Here is a 22,494-nt window from a genome sequence, read left to right on the forward strand (position 1 = left end):
TCACCGTGTAGTGTAGGCAAAGCCACGCGGCGATCAAGCCTGGGCCAGAACGGCGACGCCCCCGGCCGTGCGAGGCCGAGGGCGTCGCGAAGTGTCGGGCAGGCCTTGGCGGGGGCCTCAGAACTCCCACTTGAGCTGGGCGAGGGGGCAGAACTCCTCGTTGTGGTTGAGCACGCTGCCCAGGTGGGCGAAGCCCAGGGTGCCGGTGAGGTTGTTGTTGAACACGTAGGCGAAGGCCATGGACCACCAGTCGTCTTCCTCGCGCACCACTTTGCCGAGCTTCTTGAGCTCGTTGGGCATCTGGCGGTATTCGGCGGCGAACACAAGGCGGCCGGTGAGGAAGAAGATGGCGTTGCCCTCGAACACCGTGTGGCGCTCGTTGCCGAAGCCCACGAAGCCGCCGTGGATGGCCGAGGTGTTGCGGAAGCCGGCCGACACGATGAACGGCTTGGGCAGGACGCCGACAATGGTCTTGCTGGCCATCATCGTGAAGTCCACCCCGGCGTCCTCGTTGTAGCCCAGGGTCTTCAGGGCGCCGCCCAGGTCATCATCGGCCTCGTCAACGAAGGTGTTCTTCTTGCCGAGGACGCCGATCGTGACGGCGGGCATGCCGGGCATCCCCTCGCCCTCGCGGATGACCATGGCCCGCAGGCCCAGCGTGTGGAGGAGCGACGAGTGGTCAATCTGCACGCCCGTGGCGTTCTTGACCGCGCGGGGGAAGTCGCCCAGGCCCAGACGCTGGAACGAGTAGGAGAGCTCGAACCGCTTGGCGAAGTTCGTGCTCATCGTGAACGACTCGAGGTCTTTGCGGCCGATCTTGACGCCGGAGAAGGCGAAGGCCGGCTTGCCCATCACGCTGTCGTCGTCAGGCAGGTTGGCGATGTAGGCCGTCTGGGTGAGGTAGACGCCGGAGGGGCCTTCGAGCGTGTGAAGCGGGAGCGGGGGCGCGGCGGCCTTGGCGGCGGGCTTCTCTGGGGGTTTCTCGGCGGGCGCCTCGGCAGCGAGGAGGGCCGACGCGAGCAAGGCAGCCATGCAGACGAAGAAGCGCGCTCTGGACACAGGCAGTTCCTCCGGCCTGGGAAACTTGGTCCCGTGGTCCGCCCGACCACGCTAGTCCATGCAAAAGCGGCGCAAAGTCTAGCAGATTCCTAGTACGCTGTCAAGAGATTTGTGAAAATCGTCACGTAGTCCAGACCAGATGTTCCTGTGGGATTCTAACTGCTTAGCTCGAATGCAGTTACACCGAGTTCAGAGGGCAGGAGCGCGGGAATCGCAAAGGGGCCAGGCAGCCTGAGACTGCCTGGCCCCGGATTCCGCGCGCACGTGTGAGGGCGGGTTACTTTTCTTTCTCGGCGGGCTTGATCTCGAGGAGTTCCACCTCGAAGACCAGCGTGGCGTTCGGGCCGATGGCGCGCCCCGCGCCGCGCTCGCCATAGGCCAACTCGGCAGGAACGTAGAGCTCCCACTTGTCGCCCACTTTCATGAGCTGAAGGGCCTCGGTCCACCCGGGGATGACGCCGCCGACCTCGAACTCGGCCGGCTCGCCGCGCTTGATCGAGCTGTCGAACTCGGTGCCGTCGAGCAGCGTGCCGCGGTAGTGGGTGACCACCGTGTCGGTGGCCTTGGGGCTCACCTTGCCGTTCCCCTTCTTGATGATCTTGTACTGGAGCCCGCTGGGCAGGGTGACCACGCCCGCCGCCTTCTTATTGGCCGCGAGGAACTCTTCACCCTCCTTCTTGGACTTCTCCCCCGACGCCTTGCGGGCCTCGGCGGCCTTCGCCTGCATCTCCTTCTGGAACGCCACCATCGCCTCCTGAATCTGGGCCTCGGTCAGGAGCGGCTTTGCGCCCGACAGCGCGTCCTTGAGCCCGCGAAGCAGGAGGTCGGGGTCCAGCTCCACATTGTCCTGCTTCATGTTCTTGCCAATGCTCAGGCCGATGGCGTAGCTCACCTTGTCCTTCAGGCTGTCCAACTGGAGCTCCTCCCCCGCCACAGCGGCTGCCAGACACCCCGCGACAGACAACGCGACCACGAGCTTCCTCACGATGGCCTACCTCAAGAGAGCGCCCCGCTGCGTGCGCGGCCGGAGTGCAGCGAGCCACACTGGCCCGTTGGCGGAAGAGACTGGCCGCGGATTCACGCAACAAGACACTTGATTGTACGACAAGCGCCCCTCGCGTGCAACAAGGCGTGGACCCCGAGCATGGCCCCCGGCGCTGGCCGCCCTCGCCAGGGAGGCATGCGAGCCCTGCCCGCTCCTCGCCCGCATCAGCCCCATGCGACCGAGAGCGATGCAGATGGACAGGAACGGCCATGGAGAGCCCCGGCTGCTCATGCGCCATACTTGCTCAACCTCGAGGGGGAGGAAATTGAGCAAGTATGGCGGGAGAGGCCGTAAAGCCGCCCGGATCGCCAAAGCGCCATACTTGCTCAGTGCCCGGCGGCGGCATAGATGAGCGAGTATGGCGGCGGCGTGTCTGGTTTCCAAGACAATGGGGGCGCAGGCGCCGCCATTGGGCGCCGTGCCCTCGGCACCGGTTGGCGCGGGGACTCCACCCTCTGCCGCGGGGGAGCGCAGCGCACTGCCCGGGCCGAGGAGGCCGACTCCGCCAGCACGGTCGAGGGTCGCCGGCCAACTTGACACGACGCCCTCAGAAGATACGCTATGCGGACGGGAGGAGAGGAGCGATGCCGTGGGCGATGGGCGGCGGATTGTGAATGTGATCAACTTCATCCGGGCCGTGGAGCCGCGGGAGCCTGCGCCCGACCTGCTGGAGCCGGTGGTGAACCAGGTGCGCCTCGTGCGCGAGCACGGGCTGCCCGCGACCTTCCTCATTCAATACGATGCGATGCGGGAGGAGCGGTTCGTCAAGGTGCTGAAGGAGGGGCTCGATGAACGCCATGAGGTCGGGGCGTGGCTGGAGATCGTCCAACCCCTCGTCGAGGCGGCCGGCCTCGAGTGGCGCGGGCGATTTCCGTGGGACTGGCACGCGGAGGTTGACTTCGCGTTCGGTTACACGCCGACCGAACGCGAGCGGTTGATTGACGTTTTCCTGCGCGACTTCAAGGCGACATTCGGGCGGCTGCCGCGTTCGGTCGGCTCGTGGTTCATTGACGCCCACTCACTGGGCTATCTGGCCGACCGCTACGGTGTGGTGGCGTCGTGCAACTGCAAGGACCAGGTAGGCACCGACGGCTACACGGCCTGGGGCGGCTACTGGAATCAGGCGTATTACCCGAGCCGGCGCAACGCCTTCATGCCGGCGCAGACGGCGGCCGAGCAGATTCCCATCCCCGTCTTCCGCATGCTGGGCAGCGACCCGATCGAGCAGTACGACTGCAACCTGGGCAGCGAGTGCCAGAGCGTGGTGTCGCTGGAGCCGGCGTACAAGGAGGGGGGCGGCTCGCCGAGCTGGGTGCGATGGTTCTTCGACGTGAACTTCCGTGCCCCTTGCCTCGCGTTGGCCTACGCGCAGGTGGGGCAGGAGAACTCGTTCGGCTGGCCCAGGATGCGCGACGGGTTGACCGATCAGCTTGCGCTTTGCGCTGAGATGATGCGAGGCGGCGAACTGCGGGTCGAGACGCTCGAGGAGTCCGCCTGCTGGTTCCGCTCGCAGTTCGAGGCCACTCCCGCCACGGCGGTCGTGGCGCTGAGGGACTGGCGGGGCCTCGGCCGCAAGAGCGTCTGGTACAACAGCCGCTTCTATCGCACCAATCTCTTCTGGCAGGGCGGCGAGTTCCGCGTGCGCGACATTCACCTTTTCGACGAACGCTATGCGGAGCGGTATCTGACCGAGCCGGTGACGACGCACTGGTGGGCCTATGACACGCTGCCCGTGCTCGACGGGTTCAACTGGAGCACGGCGGAGGCCCTCGCGGGCATGCGGCCCGTCCATGCCCACACCGGCCGTCCGCTGCACGGCGGCGAGCCGTCGGTGACCGAGGCCGATTCAGCCAGCCTGCTCGTTCGATGGCCGCTGGACGGCGGAGGCGCGCTTGAAATCTTGTGCGAGGACGCCATGCTAAGCTTCCGCGCTCGCGGGGTCTCGGTGCCCTGGGCGCTCGAGGTGTCGTGGAGCCCGGCGAAGACGCCGCCGATTGTGGGCGTGGCGCCCGACGCCGTCGCCTATCGGCACAACGGCTTCGGCTATGAGGCCCGCGCCCGGGCGGGCGGCTTCCGCCGCGTGACCGGCGAGCCGGCGATTCTGGCCGAGGCAACGGGAGGCATCTTGGTTCTCGACATGGGCCATACGAGGGTGTCATCATGAGCTTGTCGAACGATTTTTCAGGGGCTTGCTGCCGTAGATCGCAGCAATCCCTTGTTGCCGCGTCAGGCCCCTGAGAGGTTCCTCGACAAGCTCGGAATGACACGCATCAATGGCGCGGCACGGGTCCCCGAGCATCCAACTTCACTTGAGGGAAGACCAGCATGGTGAATCCAGGCGATGAGTCCGCGCGATCCTCCGGCTGGAAGGGCGCGGTGCGCGGCAACGTGCTGATGATGGGCCTCGTGAGTCTGTTCACGGACTTCTCCAGCGAGATGATCTACCCGCTGCTGCCGGTGTTCTTCTCGGGCCTCGTGCCGGCGGGCGCAGTGGCGCTCTATGTGGGCGTGATGGAGGGGCTGGCGGAGACGACGGCGAGCCTGCTGAAGATCTTCTCGGGGCGCCTCAGCGACGCGCTGGGCAAGCGCAAGGCCCTGGCCGTGCTGGGCTACGGCGTCTCGTCGGCGGTGCGGCCGCTGATGGCGGTGTGCTTCGCGGGCTGGCACGTCGTCACGTTGCGGTTTCTCGACCGCGTGGGCAAGGGCATCCGCACGTCGCCGCGCGACGCGCTGATCAGCGACTCGGTGCCGAAGGAGCACCGGGGCCTGGCCTTCAGCTTCCATCGGGCGATGGACCACACGGGCGCCATCCTGGGGCCGATCGCCGCCATTGCCATCCTCTATGGCTTCCTGGGCTATGGGCTTTGGAAGGGCACGACCGAGCGTGCGACGCCCGAGGAGATGCGCGCGCTGCGCTGGCTGTTCGCGTTCGCCCTCCTCCCGGGCATCGCGGCCATGGTGTCGCTGGTGGGCCGGGTGCGCGAGGTCGCGCCGACGCCGGCGGCCGCGAAGCACGCCGGCCCCCGCGGCGCGTGGCGGCACCTGCCTGGCCGCTTCTATGCCTTCGTGGGCGTGGTGACCCTTTTCGCGCTGGGAAACAGCTCGGATCTGTTCCTGGTCTTCTACGGGCGCACGAAGTTCGGTTTTGGCCTGCTCCCGCTCATCGGGGTATGGGTGGCGCTGCACCTCTCGAAGATGGTGTTCAGCGTGCCGGGCGGCGTGCTGTCGGACCGCCTGGGGCGGCGGCCCGTGATCGTGGCCGGCTGGGCGATCTATGCGCTGGTGTATCTGGGCATGGCCTTCGTGGCCGAGGCGTGGCAGTACTGGGCACTGATCGCCGTCTACGGCGTCTATTACGGCCTGACCGAGGGGGCCGAGAAGGCGCTGGTGGCCGATTTCGTGGCCAGCGAACATCGCGGCACGGCCTATGGGCTCTACCACGGCGCGATCGGGCTGGCGGCATTCCCCGCGAGCCTGGTGTTCGGTGTTTTCTGGCAGGTCTTGGGGCCGGCGCGGGCCTTCGGCATCGGCGCGGGCCTCGCGGGGCTGGCCGTGGTTGGCATGATGCTGCTGTTCTCAGGTACGCGACGCCATGACAAAGCGGTTGCATGACGGAGTGCGCAGGGTATAATACACTGAGAGGGTGAAGGGCCGGTTGCAGCCTCGCCAGCAAAGGAGGGACGCAATGCCTCTGCGCAAGCTGAAAGACTTCCTCGACAGCCACGGTGTGAAGTACCTCTCGGTCAGCCACTCTCCCGCGTTCACCGCGCAGGAGATCGCCGCTTCGGCGCACATCCCGGGCAAGGAGCTGGCGAAGACGGTGATCGTGAAGCTCGACGGCAGGATCGCCATGGCCGTGTTGCCGGCGAGCCGCGGGGTGGACTTCGCTCGGCTGCGCGAGGCCGCCGGCGCCGGCAAGGCCGAGCTGGCGAGCGAGCGCGATTTCAGCGATCTGTTCCCCGGCTGCGAGGTGGGCGCGATGCCGCCGTTCGGCAACCTCTACGGGCTGCCGGTCTACGCGGAGGCCAGCCTGGCCGAGGATCGCTCGATCGCCTTCAATGCGGGGACGCACAAGGAGCTGGTGAAGCTGGCCTATGCGGACTTCGAGCGCCTGGTGAAGCCCAAGGTCTGCGAGTTCGCCATGCCGGCGTGATCAGGCCGGCGGCCGCGTCAGCGGCTCCCAGCCGAGCAGTTCCTTCGCGCGGGTGCAGCGCACCCGCTTGCCCAGGTAATCTCCCGCGATGTTGACGGCGTGAGCCCCGGTGACCGGCGCCGTGAGCGCCAGCGAGATGGACCGGGCCACGTCCGGCGCCGCCGTCTGCGTCACCACGTGCCCCGCGCGGGCCGCGGCCAGCCAGTCCTCGAGCGGCATCGGGCCGTTCAGCCGCAACGAGACGATGGCCATCCCGTGCACGCGCGCGAAGTGCTCGCACACGATCTCGCCGAGGCGCTTGGTGAAGCCGTACACATCCGGTGCGTCGGGCGGCGTGTCGTCGCCCTCGGGGAAGCCGTGGGGGCGGTGCGCATAGACCGACATCGAGCTGGTGTAGACGGCCCGCTTGATCCCGGCCTCCGCCGCCGCGTGCAGCACGCGGTGCAGATGCTTCACGTGGATGTCGTAGTTCACGTCAATGTCGCGGCAGTCGTACTTCCCATCGGCGGACCGCCCCATCGTCATGTACACCACCCCCTCCATGCCCTCGAGGGCGCGGCGCACCGCCGCCGCGTCGGCCACTGAGCCGGCGAAGTACTCGAGCGTCGCGTCCCTCGGGGGCGCGAGGTCGAAGATACGCAGCGCATGCTCCTGCTTGAGATAGGGGGTGGACATGGCGCCGACAAAGCCCGAGCCGCCGACGAGCAACACTCTCATTCGCGCTCCTTTCCCCTCCCGAGTGGACTCCTGGGACGCCCCGCCACTATAGCCGGCTGGCGCCCGTTGTCAAGGGCGCGCCCCGCTTGCCTTGCGGGGGCCTAGTCGGTAGAATGTGGCGCGCCGCGACCGACGGTGGGAGCGGCAGCAAACCAGGAGGCGTTCATGCAGTATCGGCCAGTGGGGAACACCGGCGTCCGCGTCTCGCTGCTGGGCATCGGGACCATGCGGTTCAAGGGGCGCGACAACGCCGTCGAAATGATCCGCCAGGCGGTCAAGCGGGGGCTGAACTACATTGACATCGGGGCCGCCTACTCCTACAAGAGCGGCGACGACAACGCCGAGGCCTGGGTGGGCGCCGCGATCCAGGGCCTCGACCGCTCCAAGCTTGTGATCTCGGCCAAGGCCCAGCCCCGCAAGGGCGAGGCCCGCGTGGACCGCTGCCTCGGCATCCACACCCGCGACCAGATGTGGCAGTGCATCGAGACCTCGCTCCGGCGCGCAGGCGTGAGCTACTTCGACTTCTACCAGTTCTGGGACATGAGCCAGGCGGCGCACTTCGAGGCGGCGTGCAGCGGCAAGGACAGCCCGCTCATCGCCCTGCGCGAGGCGCGCGAGCAGGGCCTCGTGCGTCACCTCGGCTTCACCAGCCACGGCGGGCCCGACGAGATCATCCAGTGGCTCGGCCGCGTGCCCGACTTCCGCTTCGTGACCGTCTACTACAACTTCACCAACCGCTACGTCGAGGAGGCGATCAGCTACGCCCATGACCACAACGTGGGCGTGGCCATCATGGGCCCGCTCTACGGCGGCATCCTGGTGGGCCACTCCAGCGCCTTCGACGACGCGCTCGTCGAGCTCCGCCGCATGCCCGTGCAGGAGATCGCCTTCCGCTTCCTCTTCAGCAACCCCGCCATCTCCACCGTGCTCAGCGGCATGAACGAACTCGCCCACCTCGAGGAAAACGCAGCCATCGCCAGCGGCACCGCGGGGCTCACGCCCGGCCAGTGCGAGCGCTTCGTGCGGGCGTTCCAGGACTTCAGCAAGGGGGAGGCCTTGTGCACCGGGTGCCGCTACTGCGACAACGCCTGCCCCTTCGAGCTGCCGATCTACAAGCTCATGGGCACCTACCAGCTCAGCCAGATCTTCGGCCTGCCGGCGGGCGACGAGCAACTCGAGCGGCTGCGGAGCGACGGGAAGCTGAACGTTGCGGCGTGCAAGGCCTGCGGCAAGTGCACCGAGAAATGCCCGCGGCACGTGCCGGTGGCCAAGCGCATGCAGCACCTGGCAGAACTGCTGAAGACGGTCTGAGCCCCAGCAATTGGCAGAGAGAGGCGGCCTGGTGGGCCGCCACGCCCTGGCCAGGTTGCTTCGCCTTCGCGCCTCGCCCCTCTCTCATCGGGGCCAGGCCAGGCGGAAGCCGGTGTAGGGGTCGCGGGCGTTGATCTTGCCCTGAGCGCGCGCCGTGGCCGCGGCCGCCGCCTCACGGTCCGCCGCCGAACCCCCCACGACCAGGTACGCGGTGGCCGCGCCCTTCGGGTCGAGCACCGGCGTCGCCGTCCACTCGCGCACGTTGCCCACGAGATGGAAGAAAGGCGAGTCGTCGCGCCGCGACAGGTGGCGGTGCGCCGGCACCAGGGGCGCGGGGGCCGCGGGACCTTTGGCGGCTGGACGGAGCAGGTTGGCGCGGCTCGCGTCGAAAGCGTCGCCCCAGGGATAGAGCCGTCCGTCGGAGCCTCGCACCGCGCGTTCCCACTCGACATCGGTGGGCAGCCGCATGTCGAGCCAGCGGGCGTAGGCATCGGCCTCCTGCCAGGTGAGGCCGCCCACGGGGAGGTCCGCGCGCGCCTCGGCGACCTTCAATTCCGAGGGCAACTCCGCCTTCGTCACGCGGGCGAAGAAGGCATACTCGGCGTTCGTCACCTCCGCGCGGCCGAGCAGGAAGCCGTCGAGCGCCTGAGGCTCCTTGCGCGGGCCAAGGGGAAAGCGGCCCGCCGCCAGATAGCGGAAGCCCTGTGCGTGGTGGCGCAGGCTGGGCAGGATGGCGTCGAGCGCCCCGGCGTCGAGCTCCACCGCCTTGGTGAACTCGGCAAATGCCGTGTCGGGCTCGCCGGCGTAGAGGGCCGCCAGGCCCAGGGCGTGGTGGTCGGCGGCGGTGGGGTCGCCCGGCGCGCTGCGCGCGAAGGCCGTCCACTGGTCGGCGTGGAGATCGGCCCAAGCGAGGTGGCCCTTGAACCCGGGCATGTCGGCCTCGAGACCCGTCGCAGAGGGGTCTGTGATGACGGCTCGCAGGCGGGCGCCGGTGGTCCGCTGGAGCCAGATCTTCCCGTCACCCTGTGCGGCCTTGGCGGCTTCGGCCTTGGCGCCCGCGATGATTCGCTCCAGGGCGCGCTGCATCACGGCCACCTCGCCCGCCTTGGCCTGGAGCAGTTCGCGGTGCGCGGGCGACACGGCCTGGGCGGCCGCGGCATTGGCCGTCGCGAGGGCCTCGTCCAGTTGCCAGGCGGTGACCAGGGCGTCGAACTTGGCGAGGAATGTGCCGTAGCTCTCGACCGTCTTGTCGCGCTGCTCCCGCAGGGCGGCGGCAAGCGCGGTGGCCTCGCGCCGCAGGTCCTCGTCCTGCCATTTCTTCAGCGGCTCGTCGAGCTGCGCCAGCGCTTCAGCGAACGCCATGCGTTTAGCAAGGTCCTCGAGAGCCGCCTTCTTCTCCTTGAAGTCCTCGGCGAGCTTCTGACGGAGTTCCCCGGCCTCGGTGCCGGCAGCGGCGCCCGACTTGGTGCCCTCGTACGCCTCAGCCAAGCGGGTCAGGGCGGCGATGGCAAGCCCGTAGGCGCCCCCTTTGAGGTCCTTCTCGATCTTGGCTCTCTCGGTGCGCAGGGCCGCTTCCGCCGCCTTCTCGCGCGCTCGGAGCTCCGTCTCGCGCAGCTTCTCGACCGCCGCGGCGGCCTTGGTGCCCGCGTGTTTCTTGAGGAACGCCTCCATCTCGAGGAGCTTGTCGGCCGACTTCTTGCCGGCTTCGCGGAGGCTCGCCTGAAGGGCGCGGCTGTCGGCTTCGGCGCTCATCTCGCGGGCGGTGGCCTGGGCGGCTTCGCGGAGCGCCTTGGCCGCGGCCGCCTGCTCGGCGGAGCCGTGCTTCTCGAGGAAGAGGTCGCACTGCTTGATGACGGTGTCGGGGTCCTTGGCATTGCTCTTGGCGAAGGCTTCGAGCCGGGCGAACTCGTTGGCGACCGCGGCGGCCGCCTTCTCGGCCTCGGTGAGCGCCTTGCGCGGGCCGCCTCGGGCGCCGGCTCTCCCTCCGGCGCCCGCGGTGTCCGCCCCTGGGCCGGAGCCGCAGGAGACGAAACGGCTGAGGATAAAGCCCACGAGCAGCAGAGCCGCCACGCCGCCCATCACGAGGGTGCGGGGCGAGAGGCGACGCTCCGGCTCGGGTTCGGGCGGGCGGATGTCCACCCCCCCTACCGGGCCCTCATCGGCCTTGTGGTCCACCTGGAGCGCCAGCTCGTCGAGCCCCGGGCCGGGAAGGGCTGGGCTGGGCGCGGGCGCGATCACCGGCGCGGCCGCCGGCGCCGCCGGTTTGGGCGCTCGCGGGGACCTGGCGGGCGCCGGCGCGCGGCGCGGGCCGAGCTCCAGCGACGGGAGCATCCGCAGGCGCTCCTCCTCGGTCGGCTCGTCGGCGGCGAGGGCGAGGATGTCGCCCTCGTCGCGCTTGCGCGGCTCGCTCTTGGCGATCTTCGGCGCCGCCGCGGGCGGCACCACGGGCGGCTCCGGCTCGGCGAGCTTAAACTCCGGGCCGGGAGAGCTGAGCGAGAGCTTCGGCTCGACGGCGGGGCGCTCGGGCTTCGGCGGGCTTGGGGCGAGAGTGAGCTTGCTCTCCTCGAAGCCGATGGCGGGTGCCGCCAGGGTGGCGGCGCTGGCGGGCAGGGGGGCGCCGGGCGTCAAGGCGTCCATCAGAGCTTCGGCGCTCTCGGGCCTCGCCTCGGGCGTCGCCGACAACAGGCGCGTGACCAGGTCCGCCAACTCCGGCGCCGCGGTGGCGATAGCCTGGCGGGCGGCGGCGGGTCCCTCGAGCTGGGCTCGCAGGACCTGAGAGGGGCCGGCGCCCGCGAAGGGCGGGCGGCCCACCACGGCCAGATACAGCAGCGCCCCGAGCGCGTAGAGGTCGGCCCGGCCGTCCAGCGCACGGCCCGCGATCTGCTCAGGGGCGAGGAACCCCGGTTGGCCCACCACCTCGCGGGGGGCCGCCGGCGAATCCGGCCCGACCGCGAAGGCGAAGTTCCGCAGCATCGGTTCCCCGTTGGGGAGGATGAAGACCGAATCCGGCCCGATGTTGCGGTGCACGATCTGCCGCGCGTGGAGCGCGGCCACGGCCCGGGCCAGGCGGCGGACGAGGCGCACCGCCTCGCTCGCCTGCATGCGCACGGCCCCCGAAACGGCCTGGTCGAAGGTCTGGCCCTCGAGCGCAGGAGACACGGTGAATGGGCTGCCCTGGTAGCGGGCCAGGTAGGTGACGTTGGCCAGGGCGGAGTCGCGGGCGGCCGCGGCCAGTTTGCCCGCGCGCACGAAGGCCTGGAACTGCGCGGCGTTCTGGGCGGCAGGGCCGGCCAGGATGCGGACGGAGCGCGGCTGGTTGAGCGCGGTGTCGAGGGCGTGGTAGAGCGGCAGGCCGCCCTCGAAGCCCGCGCGCGCCACGAGGCGGCAGGGGCCGAGCGTCTTGCCGATCAGCGGGTCGTCCGCGGCCTCGGTCGCCAGGTCGCCCGGCGCGTGCAGAGTGAGCACGTAGCGCTGGTCGCCCGCCGGGCACTCCGCGATCAGCAGGTCGCCCACACTGGATGCCGTGCACACTGCGCCGCAGCGCACACACTCGAAACTTCCGGCGGTGTTGAACTCCATCCCTCGCGGTTCCTACGATGCCTCTGGTCGGGCCCCCCGCTTGTTCCGGCCTCTAGTGTACCGATTGGCGGCGGCTCGCGCAACCGGACCGCCCGGCTCCCCTGCTCAGCCGTGCTGCTGGAGGAAGGCGGCGACCTCGTCGTAAGTGGGGATCCCCGTGCGGCCGCCGAGGGCGCGGCACTTCAGGGCGGCCGTGGCTGAGGCGAAGCGCGCCGTGCGCGCGACGTCCCAGCCGCGCGCCAGGCCGAAGGTGAAGGCCCCGTGGAACACGTCGCCGCAGCCCGTGGTGTCCACCACTTCGACCCGGAAGGCCGGCAAGCGGCGCACCTCGCCCCCCTCGAGCCAGGCGCAGCCATCGGCGCCGAGGGTGACCATGGGCGCGATGCCGCCCAGTTCGGCCAGGCGGCGCAGGTCGCCCTCGAGCGAACCCGTGCCGCCGTGCCGGCGGGCGCACTCCTGCGAGTAGATCGGGTAGTCCACGTGGCGCAGCAGCTCCGGGATGCGATGGCCCACGCCGCCCACGTCGGCGCACACGGGCACGCCGCACGCGCGCGCGTGCCGGGCGGCGGCAATCTGGGCCTCGGGCCAACAACAGTCCACCAGCACCGCCTTCGCGTGGGCGATGCGGCCCAAGTCGAGGCCCTCGGGCGAGGGGTCCAGGCCGCGGCCGGCGAAGTAGGTGAAGTAGCGCTCGCCATCGCGGCGGTCCACGGTCACCGCGCAAGCCGGGCTGCGCCCGCCGCGGCACACGCGCACCTGGCTGGTGTCCACGCCTTCGGCCTGGAATTGCTCGAGGATGAAGCGCCCCTGGAGATCATCGCCCACGCGGCTCCACATCTCCACGCGGCCGCCCAGGCGCGCCATGGCCACGGCCGCGGTGGCCGCCAGCCCGCCGCCCTGCACCAGGTGGTCGCTCGCGCCGACGAACCGCCCACGCGACAGATCGTCGCACAGGAAGAGATAATCCATCACCGACAGCCCGATGCTGATCAGCTCTGAGCCCATGTCCGCGCGTCCTTCAGCCGTGTTCGTGAAGCCCCACGCTGGGGCCGGGGGAGAGTATCGGCCATGGCCGCCGGGAAGTCAAATGCCCCCCTCGCCCGCGCCCCGCCGGGGTGTGAGCCATTTCTGTAGAGGGCTTCTACTGCGGGCTCTCGTAGCGACAAGCGTCCCGCTTGTCGAACCGATGAAGAGAACCGCAAGCGGGACGCTCGCGGTTACTTTGCAGCGGGGCCTTCACCTGTTCCGGGGATTCTCGCATCAGAAACCAGGCTCATCAGGGTTTGGCGATCCCGACGCGGCCGCCATTGGGGAGCGTGCGACGGGCGCCGCGGCGCCCGCGGAGGCCATCCCATAACCCTCTATGCCCCACTGCCTTACGCCCTCCGGCCAGTCCCGCTCCCATACTTGCTCATCGCGCAGATGAGCGAATATGGCCGGAGCCGCGAGAATCGCTCATTCTCGCCCATCTACCCATGCTGTATCACTCCTCGCCTCACAGGGTTGATACAGCATGGGCAGGCTGCGCCCGCCAGCCGCTCGGCGGCGCCCTCCCGGGGAACCGCCCGGTCCGCCAGGAGCTGGCATGCCCACGCCCTGCACCGGGCCAGTCACGCCAGGATCGCGAAACCCTGAAAACCCAGAAACCACCTACGATTCCGGCCCACCCTCGCTCTGTCACTCGCGCTTGACAGGGCGGCACGGGTTGTGTAGCCTAAGAAGAGCGTGGTCCGGCTTCCCGACGGTACGCCGCGCCGCATGGCAGGCCTTGCCCGCGGCCAGAGCACCAAGTCATCCGTCTCTCCACGATTCGGCCGAGAGTGGCCCGGCTCCATTCGTTGCGGCCTCCGCCGCGGGCAGGGCAGCGCCTTGCCGGCGATCCCAAGGACAGGAGTTTCCGTTCGATGCCCGAGCTTGTGCGTGGCGTGTTGACGATGCGCAGGGACGGCAACGGCTTGCTGGTGGACCCCGAGCACATGTTCCGGTCCCACGGAGCGATCGCGTCGGTGCCGCGGGGGCTCATCCGCGAGTACGGCCTGGTGGACGGCGCCCGGCTCGAGGGCACGGTGCAGTCGAACCATCACGCGGCGCGCGTCATGCACGACGTGCGCTCCGTATGCGGCCTGAGCCCCGACCAGTTTGCCCGGCGCACGCCCTTCGACCGGCTGGTGAGCATCGCGCCGAACAAACGCTACCACATCGGGCGATCCACGAAAATGACGATGCGGATCATGGACCTCTTCTGCCCGATCGGCAAGGGGACGCGTGGGCTGATCGTGAGCCCGCCCAAGGCCGGCAAGACCACGATCCTCGAGGACCTGGCCAATGCCGTGCTGGACGAGGAGCCCAGCGCCCGGGTGATTGCCCTGCTGGTGGACGAGCGGCCCGAGGAGGTCACCACCTTCCGCCGCACGACCAAGGCCGAGGTCTGGGCCTCCAACATGGACCAGTCGTACGCCGACCACGTCACCCTGGTAAGCCTCGCCCTCAACCACATCCGCTGCGAGCTGGAGTGCGGGCACGACGTCATGGTGCTGTGCGACTCGATCACCCGCATGGCCCGGGCCTTCAACGTGGAGGGCGGCGGCTCGGGGCGCACCATGACCGGCGGCCTCGACGCCTCGGCCATGCAGATTCCCCGCCGCTTCTTCGGCATGGCCCGCAACATCGAGGGCGGCGGCTCCGTCACCGTGCTCGCCACGGCCCTGGTGGACACCGGCAGCCGCATGGACAATTTGATCTTCGAGGAATTCAAGGGCACCGGCAACTCGGAGATCGTGCTCGACCGCAAGCTGGCCGAGCTGCGCATCTTCCCCGCCATCAACGTCAGCGCCAGCGGCACCCGCCGCGAGGAGGAGCTGTACACGCCCTTCGAGATGAAGATGGTCCGCCGCCTGCGCCGCGTGCTGGCCGACCGCCAGCCGGCCGAGGTGATCACCCACCTTGTCTCCGCGATGCGCAGGGCCAAGACCAACGAGGAATTCCTCGCCAACCTCCCCGGGGCCGATGAGTAAAGGATCGCCGATGGCGGAACAGACGAACACGGCGGATGAGTGGGACCGGCTGAGCCGACGTGGCTTGCTGAAGCTCGGCGTGGCGGGCACGCTGGGCCTCGGCGCGGCCACCACGGCCGCCCAGGCGGCCGAGGCCGCCGCACGGCTCGAAGAGGCGAAGGCGAAGCTGGCCTATCTGACCCGCCCCGAAGCCTTCCGCGAGTTCAACCGCGAGAAGCCGCCCCTCCCCCAGCTCTCGCCCGAGAAGCGCCGCGAGGCCGGCCTCGACCCCGAGACCTGGCAGTTGGAGGTCGTGCCCGACCCGCAGAGCAACAGCCAGGTGGCAAACCCGCTGTCGAAGGAGCGCGGGACGGCGCTGACCTGGAAGGGGCTGATGGCGCTCGCCGGGAAGCACGCCGTCCGATTCCTGCATGTCCTCACCTGCACGAACATCCCCGATCCCCTCGGCATGGGGCTGTGGGAGGGCGTGCCGCTCCGCGACGTACTCTGGCTGGCCAAGCCCACGGGCAACGTCCGCCGCGTCATCTACTGGGGTTACGACAACGGCGACCCGAAGCAGCGGTTCATCGTCTCCCTCCCCATCGGCCGCGTGCTGGAGGACCCGCCCGGCGAGCTGCCGGCCATCCTGTGCTACAAGCTCAACGACCAATGGCTCGCGCCGAGGAACGGTGGGCCGGTGCGCCTCATCGTGCCCGGGGCCTACGGCAACAAGTCGGCCAAGTGGCTTACCCACGTCGTCTTGTCGAATAGCTTCCAGGCGAACGACACCTACGCGCTCTGGAACAATGACGTGGAGAGCCCGATGAAGACGGCCGCCCGCTTCCTCCACGTGCCGAAGGAGGCCAAGGCGGGCGAGCCGTTGCCTCTCGTGGGCATGGCCCAGGTGGGCATGTCGGGCCTCCGCCAGGTGCAATACGCCATCGAGCCGGAGGGCGCTCCTCCGCGACCCGACGACCCGTACTTCACCCAGTGCGACTGGCGCGACGCCGAGGTGCTGCCGCCGCCCAGCGATTGGGGCGGGGGCCTGCCCGACGGCAAGCTGCCGCCCATCCCCCTCCAGTTCGACCCGGCCACGGGCAAGCCGCGCACCTGGCCGCTCCGCTACACCATCGTCCACTGGGCCGCGCTGGCGCCCGGCCTCGCCGCCGGGCGCTATCAGTTGCGCTGCCGCACGATTGACGCCAATGGCGCTGCTCAGCCCATGCCGCGCCCCTTCCCCAAGGCCGGCAACAACGCCATCCACCAGACCCCCATCACCATCACATAAGGGCCTGCCCCGAACATGCCCACCTGCTCCCTCTCCCACGGGGCTTACCCTTGCCCGCATGTTCTCGAGAACCTGCTTTAGCCCCCGAGGGGGCATTTGAGGGTCGCCCTGGGCTACGGCCCGGTCGCCCGCGTTCGCGGGCTACGGGCCCTGACATGTGGGCAAAGATGAGGGTTTGAAATCCCCCTGGGGCGGAGGTATGATGCAGGGGAGAGGACAATTCTGGAGCGCGCTGGTGAGACCCGTGCACTTGATGGCTATCCTGTTCGCATTGGCTCCGGCGGCGCAGGCAGGGGCGCTGCCGAAGAGCACGGTGGACCGCGTGGCGGCGGCCTGCGTGCTCATCCAGGCCATCGAGGGCCGAGAGGGGAGCGCCGGCTCGGGCTTCTTCGTGGGCCGCAACGAGGTGCTCACCAACTACCACGTCATCAAGAACGCCGCCGAAGGCGGGGCCAAGGTGACGCTGGTGATGGGCGCCGACCCGAAGACGCGCAAGCTCGCCAACGCCGATGTGGTCGCGGGCGATGAGGACCTCGACCTCGCCCTGCTGCGCACCGACCAGCCGTCCGTCCACATGCTGCGGTTCGCCACCGAACGCTCGCTCCAACTCACCCAGCCGGTGTGGGTGGCCGGCTTCCCGTTCGGCGCCAAGCCGGGCCTCGAGGTCACCCTGACCACAGGCACCATCTCGGCGCTGCGCCACGACGACGACACCGGCACGCTCCGCCAGGTACAGCTCGACGCGGCCGTGAACCCCGGCAACAGCGGCGGGCCCGTGGTGGACGCCGCGGGGAACGTGGTGGCCGTGACCGTGGCGGTGGTGAAGCCATCTGTGGGCAGCGGCATGGCCCTGGCCATCCCCTGTGGCGCAGCCGAGGCGTTCCTCAAGGCGGCCCGCCAGGCGAAGCACCGCTCGATGCGTCTCCAGGTGACCGGGCGGTTGCCCGTCCGCAACGTGCGCGTCACCGGCGGCCAGAAAGTCGAGGAGATCTGGGGCACCAGCCTGCACATCACGCTCCGCAGCACCCGCGACACCGATGAGCTGCCCACTCTCGCGGTCGAGGTGCTCAACCGCCGCCGCGAGGTCGTCGCACGCGAGACCCTCGAGGTCGGCGCCCTCGACGCCCGCGAGGAGAAGACCCTGAGCCTCCGCCTGCGCGGCCTGGGCTTCGACGACGTGGCGGCCTGCCGGATCGCCGAGTGACGTGGGCTGCATGGAGAGCGAAAGGCGGCTGGGAGTGGCTTGGGGACGAGGGCCGCGATGGCTGCTCTGAAATCCGCAATCCGCAATCGTCAAGCCCCGATCGCTCTCTACGCTGTCCTCCTCCTGGCTGCCCTGCTCCGCGTGGTGCCCCTCGGGCTGTCGAACCCGCGCTTCTTCCACGTGGACGAGTGGGACTTCGTGCAGTCGGCCGTGGGCATGTGGGCCGAGGGCACGCTGGACCCCGGCGCGCCCTACGTGCATCCCGGCCTTTACCGCTACTCGATCGCGGCAACCTATCCCCTGGTGTCGCTCGTCGTCCCCGATTCCGTGGACCGCAAGTGGGTGCCCTACGTGGCCGGGCGGCTCGTGAGCGCGGCGACGGGCGTGCTGGCCGTGTGGCTGGTGTATCGCCTCGCCCGCCGCATCCTGCCCGTGGGCGGCGCGCTCGCCGCGGCGCTCATCCTGGCCGTCGCGCCGCTGCACGTGCAGTTCTCGCACGTCGCCAAGCCCGATATCATGTCGGCGATGTTCGTGGCGCTGGCCACCCTGCTGGCATGGCGCCTGGCCGAGGCGCCCCAGCGGCGGCTCTACGTGTGGGCCGGCGTGGCGGTGGGCCTGGCCGTGGCGTCGAAGTACAGCGGCATCGTGGCTGCCGCGCCGGTGTTCGTCGCCCATCTGGCCGCTCCCAGCAGCCGGGCGTGGTGGAGGCGGCTGGCGGACCCGCACCTGTGGGTTGCCGCGGCGTGCAGCATCGTGGCCTTTGCTGTCACGTCGCCCTACACGCTCCTCAAGCTCGGCAGCGTGGGGGAGGGCTACCGCATTCTCATCGCCCGCCCGCCGAACCCCGAGGCGTTGCCCCAGGCGCCGGCGCTGGTGCAGTTGTGGGACCAGGCGCTGAGCTGGGTGACGCCGGCGGTCATGGTGCTCGCCGTGATAGGCGCCGTGGTGTGGCGGCGCGAGAGGCAATGGGCGGCCCTGGCCGTCGTCGGCTCAGTCGTCGTGGCCACGGTGGCGATGCTGTCGCTGTGGGCGGTGCAGCAGCCGTTCTACCTGCTGCCGCTGGTGCCCGCGATGGCGGTGCTCGCGGCGGCGCCAGTTGCCCGGATCGGCGCGTGGCGGCGATGGGCGGGGGGCGCGCTGCTCGTCCTGTGCCTTGTGCCCTCCGCGCTGCGGAGCGCGGAGGAGATCGTTCGCCTCTGGCAGCCCGGCACGCGGCAGCTCGCGAGGGCCTGGCTGGAGAGGAACCTGCTGAAGCCGCCGGGCTATATCCTCCGCGACTACGACAGCCTGGAGTCCACCGCCGAGGACTCGCTGCCCGTCATAGACGCCGGGTTCGGCTTCTACGACAAGGTGGACCGCGGCTATCTGAAGCGGCACGGCATCACCCACTTCGTCCTCAGCGACACGGCGGCGGCGACGGTGCACCTGACGCCCGAGGCTGCGCAACGCCGCTCCGAGGCCCACGCACGGCTCGTCGCTCTCGGTGAGCGACTGGTCCGCTTCCTCCCCAGCCGTTGGCGCGAGGGGCCGGGCATCGAGGTCTACAAGGTCAAAGACAGCGTGCTCGTGGAGTTCGAGCGCGAACGCGAGCAAGCCGCCGCCGATGCCCGCGCGAAAGTGAAGGCCGTCGAGGACAAGCTGGCCACGCGCCCCGGCGATGCGGCGTTGCACCTGGAGGCCGGCCGTCTGCTGTGCGACCTCGCCGCCCACAGCCGCGCTGACGAGCTCACGGCGATCTGGGAGCGCGCGGGCGAACACTTCCGCCAGGCGGCCCTGGCCAGCCCGAAGAGCGGCGACGCCCCCTACAACCAGGGCTGCCTGTACCTGCGCATCGCGGCCTGGACCACCAGCGCCCGGGGCCCCGAGGCGGCCGGCGCCTGGTTCGCCCGCGCGGCCGACGCCTTCCGCGCCGCCATCGCACGCGACCCCAGCCAGGCCGACTACCATTTCAACCTCGGCTTCGCCCTCTGGTCGGCCGTAACGCCCAACGAGGCGGCCCGCCGCCACGCCATCGAGGAAGGCACCAAGGCCTTCCGACGCGCAACGGAGCTGGACCCCGACATTCGCATCCCCGACCCCCACATCCTCGCCGTCGCCGAACGCGGCCCACAGCCGATGCATTGAAGGAACTGGGAAGGAACTTCTTGAAAGACAGTTCCTCCCCAGACCCCTGTTCAAGAACTCTCGCGCTGGACAGGCGGCGGCAAACCGAGTATTCTTCGTGGCATGAGCAAGTTGCGTCCGTTGCTTCTTTTCGGCACGCGGCCCGAGGCGATCAAGATGGCCCCGGTGGTGCTCGAGTGCCGCCGACGGCCCGAGGCCATTGACCCCATCGTGTGCGACGCCGGCCAGCACCGCGAGCTGCTCGAGCCCGTGGTCGAGTACTTCGGCCTCCGACCCGACCGCCAGCTCGACGTGATGCGCCCCGGCCAGTCGCTGGCCGAGCTGACGAGCGCCTCGCTGCCGGCCATTGACGCCTTGCTCGCCGAGCTGAAGCCCGACTGCCTGGTGGTGCAGGGCGACACGACGACCGTGATGGCCGCCTCCCTCGCCGCCTTCTACCGCTCGGTGCCGCTGGCGCACGTGGAAGCCGGCCTCCGCACCGGCAATCTGCGCGCGCCCTGGCCCGAGGAGCTCAACCGCCGCATCGTCGGCCTCTCCGCCGCCGTGCACTTCGCCCCCACGCGCCGCGCGGCCGATGCCCTCCTCGCCGAGGGCGTGCCGCCCGCCGCTGTGCACGTGACGGGAAACACGGTGATTGACGCACTGCTGTGGACCGTCGAACGCGAGCGCGCCCGTTCGGAGCACTGGGAGCGCAGGCACGCCGCGCTCGGCTCGCGCCGCCTGGTGCTCGTCACGGGCCACCGCCGCGAGAACTTCGGGCCGGGCCTCCAGGCTGTCTGCCAGGCGATCGCCACCCTCGCCAAGCGATTCCCCGACGTGGCCTTCCTCTATCCCGTGCACCTGAACCCCCATGTGCTGGTGCCGGTGAGGCAGATGCTGTCGGGCCGCCCAAACGTCCACCTCACCGAGCCGGCCGCCTATCCTGAATTCGTGTGGCTCATGCAGCGCGCGACGCTCATCCTCACCGACTCGGGCGGCGTGCAGGAGGAGGCCCCTTCGTTGGGCAAGCCCGTCCTCGTGACGCGCGAGACCACCGAGCGCCCCGAGGCAGTCGAAGCAGGCGCCGCCGAGCTGGTCGGTACCTCGTTCGAGGCCATCGTGGACCGCGTGAGCCTGCTGCTCACCGACGAGGCCGAGTACGCCCGCCGCCAGTTCGCCGTCAGCCCCTACGGCGACGGCCAGGCGGCGAGGCGCATAGTGGGGGTCCTTGAGAAGATGAGAGGTTGAGTGGATGGGTGGATGGATGAATGAGAAAGAGGCAAGAGGGCGTTCGTTGCCCTCATTCATCCAATCATCCATTCCTCCATGCATCCCCCTGTGGAGAGAAACCCGACATGAGCGCCACGGCCTCTCCTCCCTGGCGACGTCCTCGGAGGAAGATCCTCGTCGTCCTGCCCGCCTACAACGAGGAGGCGAACCTCGGCGCGCTGCTCGAGCGCATTGACCAGGCGATGTTCGAGGATGGCGAGGACTACGCGGTGATCGTGGTGGACGACGGCAGCCGCGACGCGACGGCCCGCGTGGCTGAGGACCACGCTCGGCACATGCCGGTCAGGGTTCTCCGCCACGAGCGCAACCAGGGGCTCGGCGCGACCATCCGCGATGGCCTCATGGCCGCCGCCGAAATGGCCGCCGACGACGATATCGTGGTGGCCATGGACGCCGACAACACGCACACGCCCGGCCTCATCCACAGCATCGTGCAGCGCATCACGGAGGGCAACGAGGTGGTCATCGCCTCGCGCTACCGCGCCGGCTCCTACGTGCGCGGCGTGCCGCTGCACCGCCGGTTCCTCAGCTATGCCGCGAGCCTGATGATGCGCGTCGTGTTCCCCACCCACGGCGTGCGCGATTACACGTGCGGCTACCGCGGCTATCGCGGCCGCGTGCTCAAGGACGCCGTGGCCAAGATGGGCCGCGGACTCGTGAGCGAGGACGGCTTCCAGTGCATGGTGGATATTCTGCTCAAGTTGCGCACGATGGGCGTGATCTTCGGCGAGGTGCCGCTGATCCTGCGCTACGACCTCAAGGGCGGCGCCAGCAAGCTGCGCGTCGGCCGGACCATCGTGCGCACCCTGTGGCTGGCCCTGCGAAGACGCCTGGGGCGATAGCGGAGGAGGATACATGGAGGAGTGGATGGATGTCAGAGAGAGCCGGCTTCTCTCCTTCATCCCCCCATCCACCCATCCAATCATCCCCTCCAGGGTCCCCACAAGGTCCTCTGCACATGACCACCTCTCCCTTCGACGCTGACTACTATCGGACATACTACCGCGAATACGCGCGGCAGAACCCGCCGCGCAAGCTGCGGTTTTATGCCCGCATGGTCGAGCGGCACACGGCGGCGGGCACCCCGCGGCGCATCCACGACCTCGGCTGCGGTTTCGGCGATTTCCTGGCCACCCTCGACCCCTCGTGGGAGATCTGTGGCTCCGACATCAGCGATCATGCCATCGCCCAGGCCGCCCAGCGGCATCCGCGCGGGGCGTTCAAGGTCGCCAGCGCCACCGACCGCGGGGTGTTCCCCGGCGCGTTCGGCGTAGTGACGGCTTTCGACGTGCTGGAGCACGTGGCCGACCTCGATGCCGTGGCCGCGGCAGTGACCGGGCAGCTTGCGCCTGGCGGCGCCTTTCTCTTCGTGGTGCCCGTCTACGACGGCCTCAGCGGCCCCATCATCCGCGCCCTCGACCGCGACCCCACCCACGTGCGCAAGTGGCCTCGCCGCCGCTGGCTCGGGTGGGCGGCGAAGCACTTTCGGGTGGTCGAATGGCTCGGTGCCGTGCGGTATCTGTTCCCGCTGTTCGGCTACCTGCACGTGACGACGCGCCTCCTCCGCCGCCACACCCCCGCCATCCTCGTCGCCTGCCGCAGGAACCCGTCGGGACGGTCGTAGCGACTGTCACCTCTCCTTGTCCATGCCCCGATTCGCCTGGCGACCAGAGAGCTCGGCGCGGTGCCCCCCGTCCCGGGCCCTCCTGCCGCGCAGAGGAATTGCATACTTGAACAACTATGCAATTCCTC

The 22,494-nt window shown here is 69.5% G+C and carries 16 protein-coding genes; 11 read left to right on the forward strand and 5 right to left on the reverse strand.

Annotated elements, in window-relative coordinates:
- Nucleotides 1-117: 117 nt before the first annotated feature.
- Both PLE19_05635 and PLE19_05640 read right to left on the reverse strand, forming a co-directional pair.
- Complete coding sequence (locus PLE19_05635; protein HPD14409.1) at nt 118-1,059, reverse strand: DUF3034 family protein; 942 nt, start codon at nt 1,057-1,059, stop codon at nt 118-120.
- Between the two features lie 277 nt (nt 1,060-1,336).
- Nucleotides 1,337-1,972, reverse strand: a complete 636-nt coding sequence (locus PLE19_05640; protein ID HPD14410.1) for an FKBP-type peptidyl-prolyl cis-trans isomerase — start codon at nt 1,970-1,972, stop codon at nt 1,337-1,339.
- Nucleotides 1,973-2,693: 721 nt separating this feature from the next.
- Here PLE19_05640 and PLE19_05645 point away from each other — a divergent pair.
- From PLE19_05645 to PLE19_05655, 3 genes are all read left to right on the forward strand, one after another.
- Nucleotides 2,694-4,268 (forward strand): hypothetical protein, encoded by a 1,575-nt coding sequence (locus tag PLE19_05645; GenBank protein HPD14411.1) that lies wholly within the window; start codon nt 2,694-2,696, stop codon nt 4,266-4,268.
- Between the two features lie 161 nt (nt 4,269-4,429).
- Nucleotides 4,430-5,716 carry an MFS transporter gene (locus PLE19_05650; GenBank protein HPD14412.1) on the forward strand — a complete coding sequence of 429 codons (1,287 nt, stop codon included), beginning with the start codon at nt 4,430-4,432 and terminating at the stop codon, nt 5,714-5,716.
- Between the two features lie 73 nt (nt 5,717-5,789).
- Nucleotides 5,790-6,257: a YbaK/EbsC family protein gene (locus PLE19_05655; GenBank protein ID HPD14413.1), complete on the forward strand. Its 468-nt coding sequence runs from the start codon at nt 5,790-5,792 to the stop codon at nt 6,255-6,257.
- Here the strand turns inward: PLE19_05655 and PLE19_05660 are convergent, their stop codons facing one another.
- Nucleotides 6,258-6,974 carry an NAD(P)-dependent oxidoreductase gene (locus PLE19_05660; protein ID HPD14414.1) on the reverse strand — a complete coding sequence of 239 codons (717 nt, stop codon included), beginning with the start codon at nt 6,972-6,974 and terminating at the stop codon, nt 6,258-6,260. It lies immediately after the preceding gene.
- A gap of 165 nt (nt 6,975-7,139) precedes the next feature.
- Between PLE19_05660 and PLE19_05665 the strand changes: the two genes are divergently transcribed.
- On the forward strand, nt 7,140-8,285 hold the full coding sequence (locus PLE19_05665) for an aldo/keto reductase (protein ID HPD14415.1): 1,146 nt from the start codon (nt 7,140-7,142) through the stop codon (nt 8,283-8,285).
- An 84-nt stretch (nt 8,286-8,369) separates the two neighbouring features.
- Here PLE19_05665 and PLE19_05670 read toward each other — a convergent pair whose 3' ends face one another.
- Nucleotides 8,370-11,864, reverse strand: a complete 3,495-nt coding sequence (locus PLE19_05670) for an SUMF1/EgtB/PvdO family nonheme iron enzyme (protein ID HPD14416.1) — start codon at nt 11,862-11,864, stop codon at nt 8,370-8,372.
- A 105-nt stretch (nt 11,865-11,969) separates the two neighbouring features.
- The gene (locus tag PLE19_05675; GenBank protein ID HPD14417.1) at nt 11,970-12,869 is read right to left on the reverse strand and encodes a PfkB family carbohydrate kinase; all 900 of its coding nucleotides are present in this window, start codon (nt 12,867-12,869) and stop codon (nt 11,970-11,972) included.
- Nucleotides 12,870-13,768: 899 nt separating this feature from the next.
- On the opposite strand from PLE19_05675, the gene rho reads away from it, so the two are divergent.
- The 7 genes from rho to PLE19_05710 all read left to right on the forward strand — a co-directional run bounded on the left by rho (nt 13,769) and on the right by PLE19_05710 (nt 22,366).
- Entirely contained in the window at nt 13,769-14,878 is a 1,110-nt protein-coding gene (rho, locus tag PLE19_05680; GenBank protein ID HPD14418.1) for a transcription termination factor Rho, read from the forward strand.
- Between the two features lie 10 nt (nt 14,879-14,888).
- A complete protein-coding gene (locus PLE19_05685; GenBank protein ID HPD14419.1) occupies nt 14,889-16,145 on the forward strand; it encodes a molybdopterin-dependent oxidoreductase in 1,257 nt (418 codons plus the stop codon).
- Nucleotides 16,146-16,380: 235 nt separating this feature from the next.
- On the forward strand, nt 16,381-17,349 hold the full coding sequence (locus PLE19_05690) for a serine protease (protein HPD14420.1): 969 nt from the start codon (nt 16,381-16,383) through the stop codon (nt 17,347-17,349).
- A 57-nt stretch (nt 17,350-17,406) separates the two neighbouring features.
- Complete coding sequence (locus tag PLE19_05695; GenBank protein ID HPD14421.1) at nt 17,407-19,473, forward strand: glycosyltransferase family 39 protein; 2,067 nt, start codon at nt 17,407-17,409, stop codon at nt 19,471-19,473.
- 102 nt (nt 19,474-19,575) lie between these two features.
- Nucleotides 19,576-20,700 carry a UDP-N-acetylglucosamine 2-epimerase (non-hydrolyzing) gene (gene wecB, locus PLE19_05700; GenBank protein HPD14422.1) on the forward strand — a complete coding sequence of 375 codons (1,125 nt, stop codon included), beginning with the start codon at nt 19,576-19,578 and terminating at the stop codon, nt 20,698-20,700.
- A gap of 107 nt (nt 20,701-20,807) precedes the next feature.
- Nucleotides 20,808-21,584, forward strand: coding sequence for a glycosyltransferase family 2 protein (locus PLE19_05705; protein HPD14423.1), 777 nt, complete (start codon nt 20,808-20,810; stop codon nt 21,582-21,584).
- Nucleotides 21,585-21,700: 116 nt separating this feature from the next.
- Nucleotides 21,701-22,366: a methyltransferase gene (locus PLE19_05710; protein HPD14424.1), complete on the forward strand. Its 666-nt coding sequence runs from the start codon at nt 21,701-21,703 to the stop codon at nt 22,364-22,366.
- Nucleotides 22,367-22,494: the final 128 nt, after the last annotated feature.

This window comes from Planctomycetota bacterium, from assembly GCA_035384565.1.
GTDB lineage: Bacteria > Planctomycetota > PUPC01 > DSUN01 > DSUN01 > DAOOIT01.